Source organism: Brevibacterium sp. SIMBA_078 (genome assembly GCF_046534565.1).
Lineage (GTDB): Bacteria > Actinomycetota > Actinomycetes > Actinomycetales > Brevibacteriaceae > Brevibacterium.
In genome coordinates this window covers 426,699-445,549 of the sequence record NZ_JAWRYQ010000001.1, presented here as the reverse complement: position 1 = coordinate 445,549, position 18,851 = coordinate 426,699, and the positions used below count along the sequence as shown (strand labels likewise).

Here is an 18,851-nt window from a genome sequence, read left to right as displayed (position 1 = left end):
GAACTACTCCAGACGGGAAGGTGAATTCCTCGGCAAATACCGCCAGCAGAAGTGAATTCGGTGCGCCGGGACGGTAGACACCGCCTAAGCTTGAGGCTGTGGATCTCTTAGTAGTGGCGGTCCTGACCGGCGTTGTCGGCCTGGGCCTGGGTATAGCGGGAATTCTTGCGTTCCGATTCAGCGAACGCTCCCGCGATGCTGCCGATCTGCATTCCGAAGACGACCTGCCCGAAGGCATCGCCGAGGTGCTGGCCGTCCTGCCCTCGGCCGCGATCGTCATCGACGCCGGTGACGATGTCGTCAAGGCGTCCCCGGCCGCATATACGTTCGGCCTGGTCAGAGGTCATTCCCTGGCATCGCCCGAGATGCTGCGGGTCGTCGGCCGCGTTCGTGCACGCGGTCTCATCGAAGAGATCGACCTCGAGCAGACACGGGAGAACTCCGATTCCGTGCTCCGCTACCTCCACGCCCGCGTCGCTCCCTTGGGCACCTCCTTCGTCCTCGTCCTCTGTGACGATCAGACCGAATCCAAGCGCGTCGACGCCGTCCGCCGGGACTTCGTCGCCAACGTCTCCCATGAGCTCAAGACTCCGATCGGTGCGATGGCCCTGCTCGCCGAGGCGGTCACCGACTTCGCCGACGATCCGGCCGCGGTCGAACGCTTCGGCGGGCGGATGCAGCGGGAGTCGAAGCGGCTGACCCAGCTCGTGCAGGAGATCATCGACCTCTCCCGCGTCCAGGACCACGCCGCTCCCGCGACGACCGAGAAGATCTCCGTCGCCGAGGTGGTCGACGATGCCGCTGACCGTGCCCGGACCGGGGCGGAAGGCAAGAACATCCATATCGAGGTCTCCCCGCCGAGCGATCTGCTCATCGAGGGCAACTACGAACTGCTCGTCAACGCGGTCCGCAACCTCATCGACAATGCTGTGAATTATTCGCCGGAGGGCACCCGCGTCGGAGTCGGGGTCGACCTCGTCGACGAGCGCATCGAGATCGCCGTGACCGATCAGGGCATCGGCATGACCGCCCAGGACACCGAGCGCGTCTTCGAGCGCTTCTACCGAGTCGACCCGGCACGCTCCCGGATCACCGGCGGCACCGGGCTGGGGCTGAGCATCGTCAAACACATCGTCGCCACCCACGGCGGCGAAGTGCGTGTGTGGAGCCAGCTGAACAAGGGATCGACATTCACGATCGTGCTCCCGTTGGCCGGAACTGCGACCGAAGCCTCCGCGACTGATTCGGCCCCGGCCGGGGTCCTCATCGAACATTCCGCGGATCCGACCGGGACCGCCTCGGCGGATGACGACGGGCGCGGAACCGCCGCGTCCGGCGCGGACGACCCGGTCGGCGACAACGACGCGTCCTCCGGTGATAATGGAGGCGGCGGGGCGACCGCCGACCCACCCGAGGATCTGACCGAAGAAAGCGAACAAAGGAAGCTCACAACGTGACTCGTATTCTGCTTGTCGAGGACGAAGATTCGTTCTCGGACCCGCTGTCGTACCTGCTCGGTAAGGAAGGGTACGAGGTGACGGTCGCCGATGACGGGCTCAAGGCTCTGGCGGAGTTCGACCGCACCGGCGCCGATCTGGTCCTGCTCGACCTCATGCTGCCCGGCGCCTCCGGCACCGAAGTGTGCCGCGAGCTGCGGGCGAAGTCCAATGTGCCGATCATCATGCTCACGGCCAAGGATTCGGAGATCGACAAAGTCGTGGGGCTCGAACTCGGCGCCGATGACTATGTGACGAAGCCGTACTCCTCACGTGAGCTGCTGGCTCGCGTGCGGGCGGTGCTGCGCCGCAATGTCGAGACCGAGGAATTCGAAGACGAGTCCGTGCTCGAGGCCGGGGGAGTGCGCATCGACGTCGAACGCCACGTCGTGTCCGTGCGTGGTGAAGAGCAGTCCATGCCGCTCAAGGAGTTCGAACTGCTCGAGATCCTCGTGCGCAACTCCGGCCGCGTGATGACCCGTGGTCAGCTCATCGACCGGATCTGGGGCGAGGACTACGTGGGCGATACGAAGACGCTCGACGTCCACGTCAAGCGACTGCGCGCGAAGATCGAGGAGAACCCCTCGGAGCCGCGTCTGCTCACCACGGTGCGCGGACTCGGATACAAGTTCGAAGCCTGAGGGCGCCATCCGGCGAAGCCTGGGGATTCTGATCGGCGAAGAGTGAGGTTCGGTGCCGGCGAGACCCGCGCCTGCTGATCGGCGAGGTCGGTGGATGCCGGCCAGGTTCGTGAGGCCGGGTTCGTCGGGCCGGGATCGGCTGGCCGGACGTGAATGCAGAAGGAGCCGCTCACATGACGTGAGCGGCTCCTTCTGTGCTCTCGCGCGGGACTGGTCCCGGTGCTTGAGGAAGACGGATCAGCCGTTGGCCGTTGCGGTTCCCTCTGCTGCTCCGGCATCCTCGGTCGGCATGTCCGACGGGGACTCGGACGGCGATTCCGACGGCACGTACTCTTCGTAGTACGGCAGGGTATCGGTGAGGAGCTGGGTTTTGATGACCTTCTCGTCGCCGCCGTTCTTGACAGTGATGTCGACGAGGTCGCCGGGCTTCGCTTTGAGGCTGTCGACCGTGACGACTTCCTTGGACGAGGTCTCGGGGCTCTTCGGGTCCTGGACGAAGGTGTCGCCGGCCTTGATCGATTCGCTCACCGTGGTGTCGGCGACCTCGATGGACACCTTGGCGGTGGAGTCACCCTTGTTGATGAGGGTGAAGAACAGCTGCGCCGGACCGGAGCCTTCCTCGTCCGTGATGAGCATGAGCCCACGGACCTCGACGTCGCCGACGGCTCCCGAGGCTCCATCGCCGCCGTTGTAGTGGTATTCGGCGGTCTGATGGGGAGACAGCAGGCTTGCACATCCGCTGACGGGGATAACGAGAGCGAGTGCGGCAACGGCGAGAGCCGCGCGGTTGTGCCGTTTCATTATGCTCCTTGAAGTGGCAATACAAGATCAGTCTGTATACTACCCGGTTTTTGACCCGCTGTAGAACCGGGTGGCCGGAGTGGACGAGGTTCCGCGACGCTCGGGCGCGTCGCGGTTGAAGTTTCGGTGAAGAGGCGGCGAAGTTCGGCCCGCATCGCGTTCGGTCGAGGTTGAATGCCGAGCTTCGTGGCAATGCGCCCTCTCCGATGTTCTCGCTGGCAGAGGCGTCAGCCGGGGTCATCACGGTGTGCGGCAGAGGCGGAGCCTAGCATGAAGATTCGCTACCCTGAACGATTTCTGTGGCGAGCCTCATGGTAAACTGGTATTCCGCGAAAGGGGTTTGAAGAGAATATGAGTTTCCAGGTCGGCGACACTGTTGTCTATCCACATCACGGTGCAGCGACAATCCAAGAAATCAAGAAACGTGCCATCAAAGGTGAGGAGAAGCTGTATCTCAAGCTCCAGGTCGCCCATGGCGATCTCGTGATCGAAGTTCCGGCAGAGAACTGCGATCTGGTCGGTGTGCGAGATGTCGTCGGTGAAGAAGGCGTCGAGAAGGTCTTCAACGTCCTGCGTGCCGAATTCGTCGAAGAGCCCGCGAACTGGTCCCGTCGGTACAAGGCCAATGTCGAGAAGCTCCAGTCCGGTGACGTCATCAAGGTAGCCGAGGTCGTCCGTGACCTCTGGCGTCGAGAGCAGGACCGTGGCCTGTCGACCGGTGAGAAGCGCATGCTCTCGAAGGCTCGCCAGATCCTCGTCTCCGAACTCGCACTGGCCGAGAAGAAGGAAGAGTCCGAAGCAGAAGCTCTGCTGGACGAAGTGCTTGCATCCTGAGCACCTGTGTCATCATCCCGGCCGCAGGGTCGGGATCCCGTCTGGGTTGCAATGAGCCGAAGGCTTTCGTCCGTGTGAACGGACGGACCCTTCTGGCCCGCAGCCTCGAGACGATCATCTCCTCGGGAGTCGCCTCCGCAATCGTGGTGGCCGCTCCCGAGGATTTTCTTTTGCAGGCGCAAGAAGAAATCGCCGAAGCAGTCACGCGGATGAAATGCGAAATTTCAATTACAGCCGTAGCAGGTGGCAATGATCGCAATTCCTCGGTGCAAACAGCCTTGAAACTTAAGCGCGATGCGGAATACGTTCTGGTCCATGATGCGGCGAGGTGTCTGACCCCGCCCGATGTGTTCACTCGAGTGGTCGCCGCGCTGCATTCCGGCGCCGAGGCGGTCGTTCCGGTTCTGCCGATGGTCGATACCGTGCGGAGGGTCGTTCCGCACGCAGCCGTCGGTGCGGAACCGAATGCAGGGGCAGGCGCGGGCACGGAGGGCGCATCCGACGGAATTGTCGGGTCGATCCACGACGATTCTGGCGCTGAAACCACCGCGGATCGACCCAACAATCCGGATCTTGCCGTCGCTGTGGGCGCCGGCGGTCGTGCAGTGGTGCGGGGCGACCTCGACAGGGCCGTGCTGCGACGGGTCCAGACGCCTCAGGGGTTCCGCGCCGAGGTGCTCCGGCGGGCCCATGACGTGTTTGCCGCCGGCGGCTCAACCTCTGCTCATGGAGTTGGTCCGACCGGTGGGGCTGGCTCCGCAGATCGAGCGGGCCTGACCGATGGTGCGGGCTCGACGACCGGGGCCGACCGGCAGGGCAGTGCTCTGCCGACGGACGATGCGGGGCTCGTCGAGTGCCTCGGCGTCGACGTCGTCGCCGTCGACGGTGACGAAGAGGCGCTGAAGATCACCTATCCGCTCGACCTCGTCCTCGCAGAACAGCTCGCCCGAATGCGTGATGATGCCGTCGCCCCTGGACCGGGCGCCCCTGGACCGGGCGCGCCGGATTCGGCAAAGGAGCCTCGATGAATCAGGTCATTCCCCGCATCGGCACCGGCGTCGATGTCCACGCCTTCGCCGCCGATCCCGCACGTGAGCTGTGGGTTGCGGGACTGCTGTGGCCGGGCGAACGAGGACTCGAAGGACACTCGGACTCCGATGTGGCCGCCCACGCCTGCTGCGACGCCCTGTTCTCCGCCGCGGGACTCGGCGACCTCGGTGAGCACTTCGGCGTCGACCGTCCGGAATTCGCCGGCGCCTCGGGGTCGGTGCTGCTCGCCGAGGCGGCCCGCATCGTCCGCGAGGCAGGCTTCGAGATCGGAAACATCTCCGTTCAGGTGATCGGCAATCGACCGAAGATCGGCACCCGCAGAACAGAGGCCCAACGGGCGCTGTCGGCTGCTGCCGACGCACCCGTATCGGTATCGGGCACAACTTCTGACGGCCTCGGCCTGACCGGTCGCGGCGAAGGAGTCGCCGCCATCGCCTCGGCACTGATTCATCCGAACTGATTCACCAGCTCTGAACCACCCGTACCGTGTCACCTGCACTGATCTGCTCGAACCGAGTCACGAGAGTCGAGGAAGGAACAAGCAGTGAGTGTCCTCTTCCAAGGGGCCGGCGCCATCGGCATCGCAGGGGCCGCGCTCTTCACCGATGACCATGAGGTCGCCGTCGTCTCCCGCGCTGCTGGTCCTCATGGGCGGTCGTCCTTTCCACGGCGCGTGAGCACCTTCGACCCGACCGATTGCAATGGCTGGCCGGTGACCAGAGTGGCCGCGACTCGGCGGGTGGTGATCACAGACTGGGCCGCTGCTGCCGCGCACGGACGCTGGGACCTCATCGTGCTGACGACTCGACCGGGAGATCTCGACGCGGAGGTGGTCTCGGCGATTCGGGACATCGCGCCCGCGTTCATTGCGACCACGAGCCAGGTCGAGGGAGACCTCGAGCGAGTACAAGCCGTTTTCCCCGCCACCCAAGCAGTCATCTTCGGACCCGCGTTCCTGTCCGAGCGACTGGACCCGGGTCCGCCGGCTGAAGTCGTGCGCACGGCCGGCAACGGGGTCGGGGAGGTCGACAGAGGTGTGCGCACAGCCGGCGGTCGCGAGGGAGAGGCCATGCGGGAGGTCGAACCGGGGCGAGAAGTGACGTACTGGGCACCGGTCGGCGCGCCGCGCTTCCTCGTCGCAGGACCTTCGACCGCGGTGCGTGTGCTTGTCAGGAGGTTGGGTCGACTCGCTCTGCCGGTGCCGATGGAAGCCGTGCTTCTGCCGCCGACGGTATTCATTCCCTTCGTCGCCGAACTCAGCATCCGCGACGGCAGCTGGGCTGCACTGAAATCACACCTTGACCGTCCCGCGAAGGCCGCGAGCGAAGCCGTGCGGAACCGCCTCGGGGTGCCGATTCCCGTGTTCGGCATCGCCGCGCACGTCGTGCTCGAAGCGCTGGAGAGGATCGTGCCGATCGACGTGACGAACTATGCGGGCAGGCACTTTGCCCGGCACGTGGGCCAGACACGGGACATGCTCGCCGGCTGGGCGGAATCGGCAGATTCGGCCCACTGCCTGCGGGAGCTCATTGCCGCGTTGGATGCACTTGACGATTGAGGCTCGGCGGCTTCAGATGTCCGCATTGGACGAAGGCTGCGGCTGAACGCCGGCCTTGGGGGATCGCGGCGAGTCGGCTGCGATCCGGCCGCGAGGACTGTCGCGGTCCGGGCGCGGGGGACTACCGCGGTCTGGCCGTGAGGACTACGGCGAGGACTGCCGCGGTCCGGGCGCGGAAGTGACAGCCGCCTCGGTGGCGGTGAACGCCGGACTCAGACCTTCGCGTTGGGATGGCGCTTCGTGACGACGAGACCGACGAGGTAGAGCGCGACGACGAAGATGAGCGTGCCGACGATCTGGAAGCGCACGGATTCGACGGTGAGGCCGAGCCCAATGATCACGGCGATGCCGGCCAGGGTGACATACGACAGCCACGGGTAGCCCCACATGCGCAGCGGCAGGGACTGACCGGCCGCCTCGGCGCGACGTCGCAGAACGATCTGCGATACGAGGGTGGCGACCCAGGTGACGATGAGCGTCGACCCGACGATGTTGAGCAGCACCCCGAGGACCTCGGCGGCCCAGAAATAGTTGAGTGCGACGGCGACGAAGCCGAACGCCGAGGTGGCCAGCACCGCTGCCACGGGCACACCGCGGCGATTGGTGCGGCCGAGTCCGCGCGGCAGCATGGACCGCTGCGACATCGAGAACGACATCCGGGACGCCCCATAGATGTTCGCGTTCATCGACGACAGCAGCGCGATGACGATGACCGCGGCCAGCAGCGAGGCGATGAAAGGCAGTCCGGCGGTCTCGAGAACGGCCACGAACGGGGACTCGGCCAGGCGGTCGTCCGTCCACGGCAGGACGAGGACGATGATCGCCACGGACCCGATGTAGAGGAACAGAATGCGCCACACGATCGTCTTGATCGCCTGAGAGACGCTGCGCTCGGGGTTCGCGGTCTCGGCCGCGGCGACCGCCACGATCTCGATGCCGCCGAAGGCGAACGCGACGACGAGCAGGCCGGCGGCGATGCCGGAGATGCCGGTGGGCATGAACCCGTCGGCGAAGATCTGCGCGGGCGGTTCGGCCGGGGTCCACCCGAACAGGTACGCGGCACCGAGCACCACGAAGAGGACGACGAAGGCGACCTTGATGAGCGAGAACCAGAACTCGAACTCACCGAAGCTGCCCGAGGTGGTGAGGTTGATGGCCGTGAAGACGAGCATGATCGCCAAGGCGATGACCCACTGTGGGACCGCCGGAATATAGGAGGCGGCGATCTGCGCGGCGGCGGTGGCCTCGGCGGCGACGACGAGGCACAGCTGAACCCACCACAGAGCACCGACGGCGAACGCCGCGGCCGGCCCCATGGCCTTGCCCGCATAGTGCGAGAACGCACCCGGGTTCGGATCGGCGGCGACGAGTTCGCCCAGCGCCCGCATGACGAAGATGACGATGAGACCCGCGACGACGTAGGAGATGAGCACGGCGGGACCGGCCGCCTGCACCCCGGCACCGGAACCGACGAAGAGACCGGCGCCGATCGCCGAACCGAGGCTCATCATCACCAGGTGGCGAGGCTTCATCCCCACTTTGAGGCCGTTGGACGTCGTGGCGGAAGCGCCGGTGGCCGAGGCGGACGCTGACTCGGCGGGCTGCGAAGACTGTGATTCAGGCACCCGACGAGTCTATCCGTCAGGGGCGGAAAGCGCAGACGCGGGTCGCGGACCACTGGGGGTCGCGACCCGCGTCTGCGAGTGGCACTGGTCGGTCAGAGACTGACCGGAGGCCTGCCGGCGATGCGCTCTGCGTGTTCGCCGGCGAGCGGTCAGAGCCGGATCAGCTGCCGATCAGCCGGCGGTCTGTGGCGGCTCAGCTGCCGCGTTTGATCCAGTCCTCGAGGGCCGGACTCTCGGCGCCGATCGACGTCGAATCACCGTGTCCGGTGAGCACGACGGTCGCTTCCGGCAGCGGGAAGAGCACGTCGCGGATCGATTCGATGATCGTCTCGAAGCTCGAATGCGAACGTCCCGTGGCTCCGGGGCCGCCGTTGAACAGGGTGTCTCCGGAGAACAGCACCGGACCGACGGCCCGTCCGGCACCGGCCGATGCCGGAACCGGCAGGCCGGTCTCGACGAAGAAGCACGTCGAACCGGGGGAATGTCCGGGAGTGTGCAGGGCCTTGAGCTTGATTCCGCCGACGGTCCAGGTGTCGCCGTGGGCGATCTGTCCCTCGGGACGGTAGTTCTCATAGGTCATATCCCACAGGACATAGTCATCGGGGTTGAGGTACACGGTGGGGTTGCCCACCCGCTGTGCGAAGTCGCGGACGACTCCCACGTGGTCGTCGTGACCGTGCGTGAGGAGAACGGCTTTGACGTCTCTGGATCCGACCGCCTCGGCGATCGCATTGACGTCGTGGGCGGGGTCGATGACGATGACCTCGGAATCATCGCCGATGATCCACACGTTGTTGTCGACGTTGTGCGTCTCCCCGTCCAGGGAGAAGGTGCCCGACGTGACGAGATGCTCAATAGCTGTCATTACAGTTCCACCACCGATCGCAGGACCTGGCCCTTGGCCATCTTCTCAAAAGCGGATTCGACGTCGCCGAGGCCGATGCGTTCGGACACGAACTTCTCCAGCGGGAAGCGTCCCTGCTGGTAGAGGTCGACGAGCATCGGGAAGTCGCGGTCGGGCAGGCAGTCGCCGTACCACGAGGACTTGAGCTTGCCGCCGCGGCCGAACACGTCGAGCAGCGGAACCGTGAGCTCCATCTCCGGGGTCGGCACGCCGACGAGGACGACGGTGCCTGCGAGGTCGCGGCCGTAGAAGGCCTGCCGCCAGGTGGCGGGGAGTCCGACGGCGTCGATGACGACATCGGCACCGAAGCCTCCGGTGCGCTCCTGGATCGCGGCGACGACCTCGTCCTCACTCATGCCCTTCGTCGACACGGTGTGCGTGGCACCGAAGTCGGTGGCCCAGGACAGCTTCTTCTCGTCGATGTCGAGGGCGATGATCGTGTTCGCTCCGGCCAGCGCCGAACCGGCGATCGCCGCGCAGCCGACACCGCCGGCACCGATCACGGCCACGGACTTGCCGCGGGTGACCTCACCGGTGTTGATGGCGGCGCCGATCCCGGCCATCATTCCGCAGCCGAGCAGACCCACGACTGCCGGGTCCGCCTCGGGGACCTTCGTGCACTGGCCGGCGGCGACGAGCGTCTTCTCGGCGAACGAGCCGATGCCCAGAGCGGCTTCGAGCTCGGTGCCGTCGGGCAGGGTCATCTTCTGTGAAGCGTTGTGGGTGTCGAAGCAGTACCAGGGCTCGCCGCGCTTGCAGGCACGGCAGTCACCGCAGATGGCGCGCCAGTTGAGGATGACGAAATCCCCGACCGCGACCTCGGTGACTCCATCGCCGACCTCGGAGACGACTCCGGCGGACTCGTGGCCGAGCAAGAACGGGTAGTCATCGCTGATTCCGCCTTCGCGGTAGTGGAAGTCCGTGTGGCAGACGCCGCACGACTTCACATCGACGACGACCTCGCCCGGACCCGGATCCGGAATGACGATGTCGGTGAGTTCGACTGGGGCTCCCTTGCTGCGGGAGATGACGCCCTTGACGGTCTGTGGCATTGCGTCTCCTAAATGTCTTCGGCGACGGGGTCCGACTGGTGGGAACACCCGACGTGGACTGAGTGCACCCCCGGACGGGGTGCTCACAATCCCCACCCTAACCAAGCACGCTGGGCTCGACCAGTGGCGGATGCGGTGGTGAGACGATGCGTTGGAAACGGGCGGGGCAGGTCCGGTGGTGGACTCCCCAAGGACGGGTGAAGGTGGAACGACGAAGGCGGCCCGATGCTGGGGATGCATCGGGCCGCCTCGGTGAGGGTGAGCCGATCCGCGTCGCCGAGGCGGCACTGCGGATCCGACTCAGCCGGACGTGATCACGGGGTGGGATTCACCCCGCAGCGATCAGTCGGCGACGTCTTCGTCGGGGTGCTTGCGCAGGTGCAGAAGCGCCGCGATGAGGCCGCCCCAGACGGTGACCATTGCGATGACCATCATGACGATTGCTGATGTGCCCATGTCAGACTCCCTTGTTCTCGGTGCGGAGGTTCTCTTCTGCGACGGAATCGGCGACGGCCGCCTCCATCTCGTCGATCGTCGCCTTCGGCCAGCGGACCAGGGTGAGGATGATGGATCCGATGATGAGGAGTCCGATCATGCCCCAGCCGTAGACTCCGAGGATGAGCGGCGGGTAGCCCTCGTAGCCGTCGTTGATATAGGTGAGGATCTGGGTGATGAGCATGTACACGAGCACGACGCCGGTGATCGAGATGAGCGTCATCCAGATCGGTCCGAGCTTGAAGCTCGAGACCGCGTTGAGGTGACGACTGAAGACCGGCAGCTTCCGCATGGCCCAGCCGACGACCACGATCGACATGATGGCCGAACCGACGATGCCGATGTTGTTCGCGAACGCATCCATCGTGTCCAGTGCGTACAGACCGGTGATGGTGGGCATGAGCAGGATGGAGACGACAGCCATGCTGCCGACGATCCACGCGGTCGAGGCCTTGTTGCCGACGCGGAACTTGTCGCGCAGCGCCTGAATCGGCACCTGGATGATCGAGATCAGCGAGGTGATTCCGGCGAAGACGAGGCAGAGGAAGAAGACGAATCCGAAGATCGCTCCTCCCGGCATCTCCGAGATCAGGGTCGGGAAGCCGACGAAGGCCAGACCGATGCCCGAGGAGGCCACATCGGCGACCTCGACGCCCTGCGCCGTGGCCATGAAGCCGAGTGCAGCGAAGATGCCGATGCCGGCGAGGATCTCGAACGCGGAGTTCGAGAAGCCGACGACGAGACCCGAACCGGTGAGGTTCGTCTTCTTCTTCAGGTACGAGGCGTAGGTGATCATGATGCCGAATGCGATCGACAGCGAGAAGAAGATCTGCCCATAGGCCGCGATCCACACGCTCGGATCCGTCAGCGCCTTGAAGTCCGGAGTGAACAGCGCATTGAGTCCCTCGGCGGCGCCGGGCAGGAACAGCGACCGGACGACGAGAGCGAGGAAGAGGATGATGAGCAGCGGAATGAAGATCTTCGAGAAGTTCGCGATGCCGTTCTGCACACCGAGGAGCAGAATGGCGAGGACGATGATCCAGACGATGATGATCGGGATGAGCACGCCGGGTACGAAATCGAGCGAGATTCCCGGGTCACCCATCTTGAGGTATTCGCCGAAGAAGAAGCCTTCCGAATCGTCACCCCAGGCCTCGGTGAGCGAGAAGAACATATAGGAGCCGGCCCAGGCGATGATCGCGGCATAGTAGATGCCGATGATGATCGCGACACCGGTGGCGAACCAGCCGATGGGCTCGGCGCCCTTATGTGCCATTCTGTGGGCCAGCGGTGCCGATCCGCGCGAACGGTGCCCCATCGCGTAGTAGAAGAACAGCAGCGGAATGCCTGCCGTCAGCAGCGCGACGAGGTAGGGGATGATGAACGCGCCGCCGCCGTTGTCATACGTGACATAGGGGAAGCGCCAGATGTTGCCGAGGCCGACCGCCGACCCGATGGCCGCGAAGATGAACGCGCCGCGGGAGACGAAGACCTCCCTCTGGGGTGATGACTTGGGTGACATGATGTCCTTTCTTGACCGGTCGCGGATCGTCGCGACCGAACGGGGCCACCGAAGTTTCGTCTGTGAGACCGGTGACCCGGTGTGAAGTCCGAATAGCGAGAACGACTCTCGAGTCGAGCTTCGTTGCTTGATCCCATTTTACTGGGAATTCACTGTGCGATGTGCTGCGCATCACGTGAGCCGCATAACAGTCTAGTATCGAATTCGCCGAAACCGCGAAAAGCCCCAGGCCCGGTAGACTTGAGGGCGTGACTATCTCGCTCTATAACACCGCCAGCCGCACGACCGAAGAACTGCGCCCCGTCAATGACGGTCAGGTCGGTATCTACGTCTGTGGCGCCACGGTGCAGGGCGAACCGCATATCGGCCACCTGCGGTCGGCTTCGGTGTTCGATACCCTTCGCCGCTGGCTGCTCTACAGCGGCTACCGGGTGACCATGGTCCGCAACGTCACCGACATCGACGACAAGATCCTGTCGAAGTCCGTCGAAGAAGGACGGGAGTGGTTCGCTCACGCGTATAAGTACGAGCGCGCCTTCACCGCCGCCTACGACGCGCTCGACGTTCTGCCGCCGAGCAGCGAACCGCGCGCGACCGGGCACATCACGGAGATGATCGAACTCATCTCCCGCCTCATCGAAGCCGGACATGCCTACCCCGCGCTCGACGGCCGCGCCGATGTCTACTTCGACGCCGCCTCGTGGAGCGAGTACGGGGCCCTGACGAACCAGAAGCTCGAGGACATGGAACTGTCCGAGGGTGCTGAACTGCGTGGAAAGAGGGACGCCCGGGACTTCGCGCTGTGGAAGGCGCACAAGGACTCCGAACCGATCACCGCCTCATGGCCCTCTCCGTGGGGACGTGGCCGACCGGGCTGGCACATCGAGTGCTCGGCCATGTCGACGAAGTACCTGGGGTCGAACTTCGACATCCACGGCGGCGGACTCGACCTGCGCTTCCCGCACCATGAGAACGAGCTGGCGCAGTCCCGTGCCGCAGGGGATCAGTTCGCGAACATCTGGATGCATTCCGGTCTGCTCAATGTGGGCGGGGACAAGATGTCGAAGTCTCTGGGCAACTCGGTCTTCGCCTCCGACCTGTTCGCCACGTTCAGCCCGCTGGCCGTGCGCTACTTCCTCACCGGTGCCAGCTATCGGTCGATCCTCGACTTCTCGAACGAGGCGATGGAACGCTCCGCGGCCTCGCTGGAACGGCTGCAGAACTTCCTCCAGCGAGCCCGCCAGGCGCTCGGCGGGGACGCGCCGGCGTTGCCGGACGTCAGCGACGCCTACGCTTCACGCGGCGTCGACGTGCCCGCCGAATTCGCCGCTGCTCTCGACGACGACCTCGGTGTGCCTCGTGCCCTGTCCGTGGTCTTCGCCTCCGTGAGCGAGGGGGCGAAGCTCCTCGACTCCGGCAGCGACCGGGAGGGCCTGGCGCGGATCGTCGCCGAGGTGGAGCTCATGCTCGACATCCTCGGTGTCAATCCCAGCGCTGCGGTCTGGGCCGGTTCTGCCGCCGATGCAAAGGCGGAGTCGGCGCTCGACTCCCTTGTGGCTGCCATGGCCAAGCGACGGGCCGAGGCGAAGGCGGAGAAGGACTTCGCCACCGCGGATGCTCTACGGGACGAACTGGCCGCGGCCGGCGTCGTCATCGAGGACACGGCCGGCGGATACCGCTACCACCTCGGCGAGGGCTGAGGGCGACGATTTTCGGCCACGGGCACGAGCTCGCGGCCCCAACGTATTTGAAGGAATCAGATGGCTTCCAATCCCCGCTCCGGCGGTTCGAAGAAGGGTCCGACCAAGGGGTCGGGCGGTAAGAACAAGCGCGGCCTGCGCGGTAAGGGGCCGACGCCGAAGGCCGAGGACCGCGTCTACCACAAGGCGCACAAGGCCGCACAGCAGCGCAAGAGCTCGAACGCCTCGGCGCAGGCGAAGCGGAAGAAGAAGGAGCTCGGACCGAATATGGTCGCCGGGCGCAATTCGGTCCTCGAGGCTCTGCGCGAGGGCGTTCCGGCCACCGCGATGTACGTCTCCGGACGCATCGACTCCGACGATCGGGTCCGCGAATCCATCACTCTCGCGACCCAGCGCGGCATCTCGATGCTCGAGGCGAGCAAGCCCGACCTCGACCGGCTCACCGATGACGCGATCCACCAGGGAATCGCCCTGCAGGTCCCGCCCTACGACTACGCCGATCCCTCCGACCTGCTCGAGTTCGCAGCCGAACGTGCCGAGACGCCGCTGCTCGTGGCCCTTGACGGGATCACGGATCCGCGCAACCTCGGTGCCATCGTCCGGTCGACGGCGGCCTTCGGCGGTCACGGTGTGATCATTCCCGAACGTCGCGCCGCCTCGATGACTGCCGCTGCGTGGAAGACCTCGGCCGGTGCCGCATCGCGCATCCGCGTGGCACAGGTGGTCAACCTGGCCAGGGCGATCGACGAGCTGAAGAAGCAGAACGTCTTCGTCGTCGGCCTCGACATGGACGGCGACGTCGAGCTGCCCGAGCTGACCTTCACCCGCGACCCGCTGTGCATCGTCGTCGGCTCCGAGGGCAAGGGCCTGTCGCGGCTCATCGCGGAGAAGTGCGACCAGATCGTGTCGATCCCGATCGCTGCGACCACCGAATCGCTCAACGCCGGCATCGCCGCTGCCGTCTCCCTCTACGAGGTGGCCAGAGCTCGCCGCCCCTGACCCCACTTACTACCTGACGGCGGCCCAGCAACCTCGCGCGAGGTTGCTGGGCCGCCGTCAGGTAGTAATTAGAGGGTGGTGCGGTACGTTGCCTCGTCCATGGCCCCGACCGTCGAGTGGCGGCGGCTGTAGGTGAAATAGACGATGGCGCCGACGACCATCCACGTGCCGAAGACGATCCACGTCCGTCCGCCGAGGTTGACCATGAGGAACGCACACGCCACGGCACCCAGCGCGGGCACGACCGGACCGAACGGAACCTTGAATGAGCGCTCGAGGTCGGGTCGCTTGAACCGCAGGTAGATGACGGCGATGTTGACCAGGCAGAACGCGAACAGAGTGCCGATGCTCGTGGCGTCGGCGAGTTCGCCGAGCGGTATGAACGCGGCGGTGATGGCCACGAGGCCGCCGACGATGAGAGTGCCGACCAATGGAGTGCCGGTGCGCTGGGAGACGCGGCCGAAGATCTTCGGCACCATTCCGTCCCTGGCCATCGTCAGCAGGATCCGCGACTGACCGTAGAGCACGGTGATGACGACGGAGAAGATCGCGAGCACCGCGGCCACCGCGAAGAGCAGCACCGCGATGTTCGACCCGGTGATCTCCTCGACGATCTGTACGAGTGGAGCATGAGCGCCGTCGAACCACTGCCACTGCCGTGCCCCGATCGCTGTGACGGCGACGAGGACGTACATCGAGGTGACGATGAGCATCGAGAAGATGATCGCCCGCGGCAGATCCCGACGCGGATTCTTCGCTTCCTCACCGGCCGTGGACGCCGCATCGAAGCCGATATACGAGAAGAACACGCTCGAGGCGGCCGCCGTGACACCGGCGGCTCCCATCGGCAGCATCGGTGCGAAGTTGCCGGCCTTGAACGCGGTGAACGCGACGATGGCGAAGAAGACGAGGATGCCGATCTTGACGAACACGAGAATGGTGTTGACCACACCGGATTCGCGGGCGCCGCGCATGAGCAGCACGGTCGCCAGCGCCACGACGACAAGAGCTGAGACGTTGATGATTCCGTCCGGATTATCCGCCAGGCCCGGCCCCGTGATCAGCGATGCGGGCAGTTCGAGGCCGAAGACGCGCAGGGTCTCATTGACGTAGTCGGCCGCGCCGACGGCGACCGCCGCGACCGAGACGGCGTATTCGAGGACGAGGCACCAGCCGCAGACCCAGGCGACGCCCTCGCCCAGGGTGGCGTAGGAATACGAGTAGCTCGACCCGGACACCGGCACCATTCCGGCCATCTCGGCGTAGCTGACCGCCGACAGCAGCGCGGTGATTCCGGCGAGAACGAAGGCAAGCCACACGGCGGGGCCGGCCACCGGCACCGCCTCGCCGAGGATGACGAGGATTCCCGTGCCCAAGGTGGCGCCGACGCTGATCATCGTCAGCTGGAAGACACCGAAGGTCCGCCGCAGTCCACCCTGCTGCGCGGACTGCGCATCGGTGTGGGCCTCGGCGGTCATGGCGCTGATCGACTTGCGTCGCCCCAGCTGCCGCAGCACGCCTGTGGGAGTGTGCGCCGGCGGAGTGGGCGGAGTGTGCGAAACGGTCATCTGAATATTCTTGCATAGTCATGAATATTGTCTCGCCGGGCCTCCGCGTGATCACTGGCAATGACGCCCCGCAGCGTCGCGGATCTCACACGGCGACGGCGGAGATCCGCTGCCACGGCTGCGATATCAGGGACGACGAGCCGCTCCAGCCGCCCGCCAGGAAGCCGCCGCGCTCACACGTCGGGGGTGAACCGGCCGTCCTGGGCCATCCAGCCGCCGTCGACGAGCTGCGAGTGCCCGGTGACATAGCTCGAGGCGTCCGAGGCGAGGAACAGAACGGGACCGGCGATCTCGTGCAGGCGCCCCCAGCGGCCCAGGGCGGTCTTGTCCGCATACGCGTCCCACCATTTCCCGTCGGCCTTGATCTGCTGGGTCAGGGGAGTGTCGAAGGGGCCGGGCAGGATCGCATTGACCCGCACGCCCCTGCCCCCGAGCTCGCTGGCCATCGTCTTCGTCAGCTGTACGACACCGGCTTTCGCGGCCGCATAGATTCCCTGGCCGGGTTCGATGGCCAGCGCCCGGAACGACGCGTAGGTGACGATCGATCCGCGACCGCGCTCGCCCATCTCACGGCCGAAGCCGCGCATCAGCCGGTACGTGCCCTTGAGGTTGATGTCGATGACCCGATCGAATTCGTCATCGGTGGTGTCGACGAGGCGTTTGCGTACGTTCGCACCCGGTGTGATGACGAGGATCTCGGCGTCGGCCCAGGCGTCCACGAGGGCATCGACGGATGCCGTGTCCGTGATGTCGACGGCGACGGCCGTGGCCTTTCCGTCCGTTTCCGACGCGGCCGATCCGTCCGCAGCAGTTCCCTGTGCCGATGAGTGGGCGGCCGACCCGCTGCCGCGAGCGGAGATGAGGGCGGCGGTCTCCTCGGCGCCGGTGAGGTTGAGGTCGGCGACGACGACGTGCGCCCCCGCATCGGCGAGCCCGATCGCGCTGGCCTGCCCCAGTCCGGAGCCGGCCCCGACGACGACGGCCGTGCGCCCGCTGAGGTCGAACAGGGACGGGATCGACGGGTTGTTCTCGTTCGTGGGCATCGGCTCGTTTGTCGACATCGGGAATCCTTCCGGGCGGGGTTCGGTTCCGGAGCGACACCGGTGTCGCTCCGTGGACTTCAAAGGTATGCCCGCCGAGGCGGCCCCGCCGTCCCCGTTTCACCTTGTGGAACATCGGCTGAGGTCAGGGCTCCCGCCGGAGGCGGCTGCCCGATGCGCCAACCCGATGCGAACAGGGGATATCTGTGAGGTCAGGGCCGCCTCGGGGAGGGTGTCAGAATTTTTTGCTGTCGACGTAGCGGATCTCGTCGGGGAGGTTCGCCAGGTAGTCGACGATGAAGTAGGCGATGGCTTCCATCGTGGGGATGTCGCGCTGGCGGGCGCGCGCCATGGTGCGGCGGTGCTCGGCGAATTCGTAGAAGATCTGCCCGGGTTCGAGCTTGCGGGTGAGGTTCTCCGGGATCGCCTGGATGAGGGGTTTGTACACCTCGTCGAGCCAGCGGCGGGCGGCTTGGGATTCGTCGAGTTCGTCGAATTCGGCGATCTCGGGAGCCGAGCGGAACGAATCGAGGTCGTTGAGCATCGCTCGGGCCTGGTTCTCGTTCGCGCCGATCCCGGTCAGGCGCAGCAGACGCCGTGAGTGGTGGTTGGGCTCGACGACCTTCGGGGACACGAGGAGGCTGATGCCGTCGATATCGGTCGTCACGGTCAGTTCGCCGAGATCGAAGCCCAGGTCGTTGAGGCGACGGATGCGTTCGTCGATGCGCCAGCGTTCGTTGACGCTGAATTCCTCGACCCGGGTCAGCTCCGCCCACAGCGCGTTGTACGACTCGCAGAGCCGCTCACCGGCCGCCAGCGGATCGGTCTCGGGGGCGACGAGGCCCGCGGCCTGCAGATCGAGGAAGTCTCCGGCGATGTTCATCCGCGCGATCCGCAGGTCCATATTCCGCTGCCCGTCGGAGAGCTGGTCGTGCAGCTCGCCGGTCTCGGCGTCGACGACGTAGGCGGCGTAGGCATCGGCATCGCGGCGGAAGAGCGTGTTCGACAGGGACACGTCTCCCCAGTAGAAGCCGACGAGGTGGAGGCGGACGAGCAGAACGGCCAGAGCGTCGACGAGGCGGCCGCCGGTGTCCTCGGCCAGGTCCCGGGAGAACAGTGCGCGGTAGGGCAGAGAGAACTCGAGATAGGCGGTGATGAGAGCGCCCTTGAGTGGCTGACCCGATGCGGTCCTGCGACCTCCGACGACGGCGCGGGCCTCGACGAGGGGGACGTCGAGGTTGCCGAGCGCGCCGAGGATGTCGAACTCACGCGTGGCCTGCGCGTCGTCGGTTTCCTTGATCGCGAGCACTTCGTCTCCGATCTCGACATAGCGCACGACGTGGCGGGAGATTCCGCGGGGCAGACCGCCGAGGAGCTTCTCCGGCCACTCGGCCAGGGGCAGGTGCCAGGGGAGTTCGGCCAGGGCCGCATGATCGGCGTTGCGGACAGTGTGGATCTCCGGTGTGGGAACGGCCGCGCCGACCGGCGTGGCAGCGCCATTCGGCTTCGTCGCCGACGGTGAAGCCTGTGCTGACGGGTCCGGCGGAGGCAGGGTCCCCGACACGG

General features: G+C 65.7%; 18 protein-coding genes. 9 read left to right on the top strand and 9 right to left on the bottom strand.

The window, feature by feature from the left end; all coding sequences use genetic code 11:
* Positions 1–98 precede the first annotated feature (98 nt).
* Together SB749_RS02025 and SB749_RS02020 are read left to right on the top strand one after the other, a co-directional pair.
* The gene (locus SB749_RS02025; RefSeq protein WP_410708769.1) at positions 99–1,457 is read left to right on the top strand and encodes a sensor histidine kinase; all 1,359 of its coding nucleotides are present in this window, start codon (positions 99–101) and stop codon (positions 1,455–1,457) included.
* Positions 1,454–2,137 (top strand): response regulator transcription factor, encoded by a 684-nt coding sequence (locus tag SB749_RS02020; protein WP_039208435.1) that lies wholly within the window; start codon positions 1,454–1,456, stop codon positions 2,135–2,137. Before SB749_RS02025 ends, SB749_RS02020 begins: the two co-directional genes overlap by 4 nt.
* A 237-nt stretch (positions 2,138–2,374) precedes the next feature.
* Here the strand turns inward: SB749_RS02020 and SB749_RS02015 are convergent, their stop codons facing one another.
* Entirely contained in the window at positions 2,375–2,938 is a 564-nt protein-coding gene (locus SB749_RS02015; protein WP_410708768.1) for a hypothetical protein, read from the bottom strand.
* Between the two features lie 351 nt (positions 2,939–3,289).
* Here SB749_RS02015 and SB749_RS02010 point away from each other — a divergent pair, with 351 nt between their 5' ends.
* The 4 genes from SB749_RS02010 (at position 3,290) to SB749_RS01995 (ending at position 6,380) form a co-directional block, all read left to right on the top strand.
* Positions 3,290–3,772 carry a CarD family transcriptional regulator gene (locus SB749_RS02010; RefSeq protein ID WP_025779034.1) on the top strand — a complete coding sequence of 161 codons (483 nt, stop codon included), beginning with the start codon at positions 3,290–3,292 and terminating at the stop codon, positions 3,770–3,772.
* Positions 3,766–4,800 (top strand): 2-C-methyl-D-erythritol 4-phosphate cytidylyltransferase, encoded by a 1,035-nt coding sequence (locus tag SB749_RS02005; protein WP_410709915.1) that lies wholly within the window; start codon positions 3,766–3,768, stop codon positions 4,798–4,800. The genes SB749_RS02010 and SB749_RS02005 overlap by 7 nt, the downstream gene beginning before the upstream one ends.
* Complete coding sequence (ispF, locus tag SB749_RS02000; RefSeq protein ID WP_410708767.1) at positions 4,797–5,282, top strand: 2-C-methyl-D-erythritol 2,4-cyclodiphosphate synthase; 486 nt, start codon at positions 4,797–4,799, stop codon at positions 5,280–5,282. Before SB749_RS02005 ends, ispF begins: the two co-directional genes overlap by 4 nt.
* 84 nt (positions 5,283–5,366) lie before the next feature.
* Entirely contained in the window at positions 5,367–6,380 is a 1,014-nt protein-coding gene (locus tag SB749_RS01995) for a hypothetical protein (protein WP_410708766.1), read from the top strand.
* A 212-nt stretch (positions 6,381–6,592) separates the two neighbouring features.
* On the opposite strand, the gene SB749_RS01990 is transcribed toward SB749_RS01995, so the two are convergent.
* The 3 genes from SB749_RS01990 to SB749_RS01980 all read right to left on the bottom strand — a co-directional run bounded on the left by SB749_RS01990 (position 6,593) and on the right by SB749_RS01980 (position 9,961).
* Entirely contained in the window at positions 6,593–7,912 is a 1,320-nt protein-coding gene (locus tag SB749_RS01990; protein ID WP_410709914.1) for an amino acid permease, read from the bottom strand.
* 286 nt (positions 7,913–8,198) lie between these two features.
* Positions 8,199–8,870, bottom strand: coding sequence for an MBL fold metallo-hydrolase (locus tag SB749_RS01985; RefSeq protein WP_410708765.1), 672 nt, complete (start codon positions 8,868–8,870; stop codon positions 8,199–8,201).
* Complete coding sequence (locus tag SB749_RS01980; protein ID WP_410708763.1) at positions 8,870–9,961, bottom strand: S-(hydroxymethyl)mycothiol dehydrogenase; 1,092 nt, start codon at positions 9,959–9,961, stop codon at positions 8,870–8,872. Before SB749_RS01980 ends, SB749_RS01985 begins: the two co-directional genes overlap by 1 nt.
* Positions 9,962–10,107: 146 nt before the next feature.
* Here SB749_RS01980 and SB749_RS01975 point away from each other — a divergent pair, with 146 nt between their 5' ends.
* Entirely contained in the window at positions 10,108–10,275 is a 168-nt protein-coding gene (locus tag SB749_RS01975) for a hypothetical protein (RefSeq protein WP_410708762.1), read from the top strand.
* A 28-nt stretch (positions 10,276–10,303) separates the two neighbouring features.
* Here SB749_RS01975 and SB749_RS01970 read toward each other — a convergent pair whose 3' ends face one another.
* Positions 10,304–10,417, bottom strand: coding sequence for a methionine/alanine import family NSS transporter small subunit (locus SB749_RS01970; protein WP_264799662.1), 114 nt, complete (start codon positions 10,415–10,417; stop codon positions 10,304–10,306).
* A gap of 1 nt (position 10,418) precedes the next feature.
* A complete protein-coding gene (locus SB749_RS01965; RefSeq protein ID WP_410708761.1) occupies positions 10,419–11,978 on the bottom strand; it encodes a sodium-dependent transporter in 1,560 nt (519 codons plus the stop codon).
* Between the two features lie 248 nt (positions 11,979–12,226).
* On the opposite strand from SB749_RS01965, the gene cysS reads away from it, so the two are divergent.
* Both cysS and rlmB read left to right on the top strand, forming a co-directional pair.
* The gene (gene cysS / locus SB749_RS01960) at positions 12,227–13,678 is read left to right on the top strand and encodes a cysteine--tRNA ligase (RefSeq protein WP_410708760.1); all 1,452 of its coding nucleotides are present in this window, start codon (positions 12,227–12,229) and stop codon (positions 13,676–13,678) included.
* A 60-nt stretch (positions 13,679–13,738) separates the two neighbouring features.
* Complete coding sequence (gene rlmB / locus SB749_RS01955) at positions 13,739–14,677, top strand: 23S rRNA (guanosine(2251)-2'-O)-methyltransferase RlmB (protein ID WP_139468133.1); 939 nt, start codon at positions 13,739–13,741, stop codon at positions 14,675–14,677.
* A 68-nt stretch (positions 14,678–14,745) separates the two neighbouring features.
* On the opposite strand, the gene SB749_RS01950 is transcribed toward rlmB, so the two are convergent.
* From SB749_RS01950 to SB749_RS01940, 3 genes are all read right to left on the bottom strand, one after another.
* Entirely contained in the window at positions 14,746–16,245 is a 1,500-nt protein-coding gene (locus tag SB749_RS01950) for an amino acid permease (RefSeq protein ID WP_410708759.1), read from the bottom strand.
* A 173-nt stretch (positions 16,246–16,418) separates the two neighbouring features.
* A complete protein-coding gene (locus tag SB749_RS01945) occupies positions 16,419–17,306 on the bottom strand; it encodes an SDR family NAD(P)-dependent oxidoreductase (protein WP_410708758.1) in 888 nt (295 codons plus the stop codon).
* 214 nt (positions 17,307–17,520) lie between these two features.
* Positions 17,521–18,849 (bottom strand): DUF4032 domain-containing protein, encoded by a 1,329-nt coding sequence (locus tag SB749_RS01940; RefSeq protein WP_410708757.1) that lies wholly within the window; start codon positions 18,847–18,849, stop codon positions 17,521–17,523.
* Positions 18,850–18,851 lie beyond the last annotated feature (2 nt).

Coding starts and splice junctions, on each gene's coding strand:
- SB749_RS01965 (WP_410708761.1), bottom strand. CDS start 11,978: ATGTCACCCAAGTCATCACCCCAGAGGGAGGTCTTCGTCTCCCGCGGC.
- SB749_RS02010 (WP_025779034.1), top strand. CDS start 3,290: ATGAGTTTCCAGGTCGGCGACACTGTTGTCTATCCACATCACGGTGCA.
- SB749_RS02015 (WP_410708768.1), bottom strand. CDS start 2,938: ATGAAACGGCACAACCGCGCGGCTCTCGCCGTTGCCGCACTCGCTCTC.
- SB749_RS01945 (WP_410708758.1), bottom strand. CDS start 17,306: ATGTCGACAAACGAGCCGATGCCCACGAACGAGAACAACCCGTCGATC.
- rlmB (WP_139468133.1), top strand. CDS start 13,739: ATGGCTTCCAATCCCCGCTCCGGCGGTTCGAAGAAGGGTCCGACCAAG.
- SB749_RS01975 (WP_410708762.1), top strand. CDS start 10,108: ATGCGTTGGAAACGGGCGGGGCAGGTCCGGTGGTGGACTCCCCAAGGA.
- SB749_RS01970 (WP_264799662.1), bottom strand. CDS start 10,417: ATGGGCACATCAGCAATCGTCATGATGGTCATCGCAATGGTCACCGTC.
- SB749_RS01990 (WP_410709914.1), bottom strand. CDS start 7,912: ATGAAGCCTCGCCACCTGGTGATGATGAGCCTCGGTTCGGCGATCGGC.
- SB749_RS01985 (WP_410708765.1), bottom strand. CDS start 8,870: ATGACAGCTATTGAGCATCTCGTCACGTCGGGCACCTTCTCCCTGGAC.
- ispF (WP_410708767.1), top strand. CDS start 4,797: ATGAATCAGGTCATTCCCCGCATCGGCACCGGCGTCGATGTCCACGCC.
- SB749_RS01980 (WP_410708763.1), bottom strand. CDS start 9,961: ATGCCACAGACCGTCAAGGGCGTCATCTCCCGCAGCAAGGGAGCCCCA.
- SB749_RS01950 (WP_410708759.1), bottom strand. CDS start 16,245: ATGACCGTTTCGCACACTCCGCCCACTCCGCCGGCGCACACTCCCACA.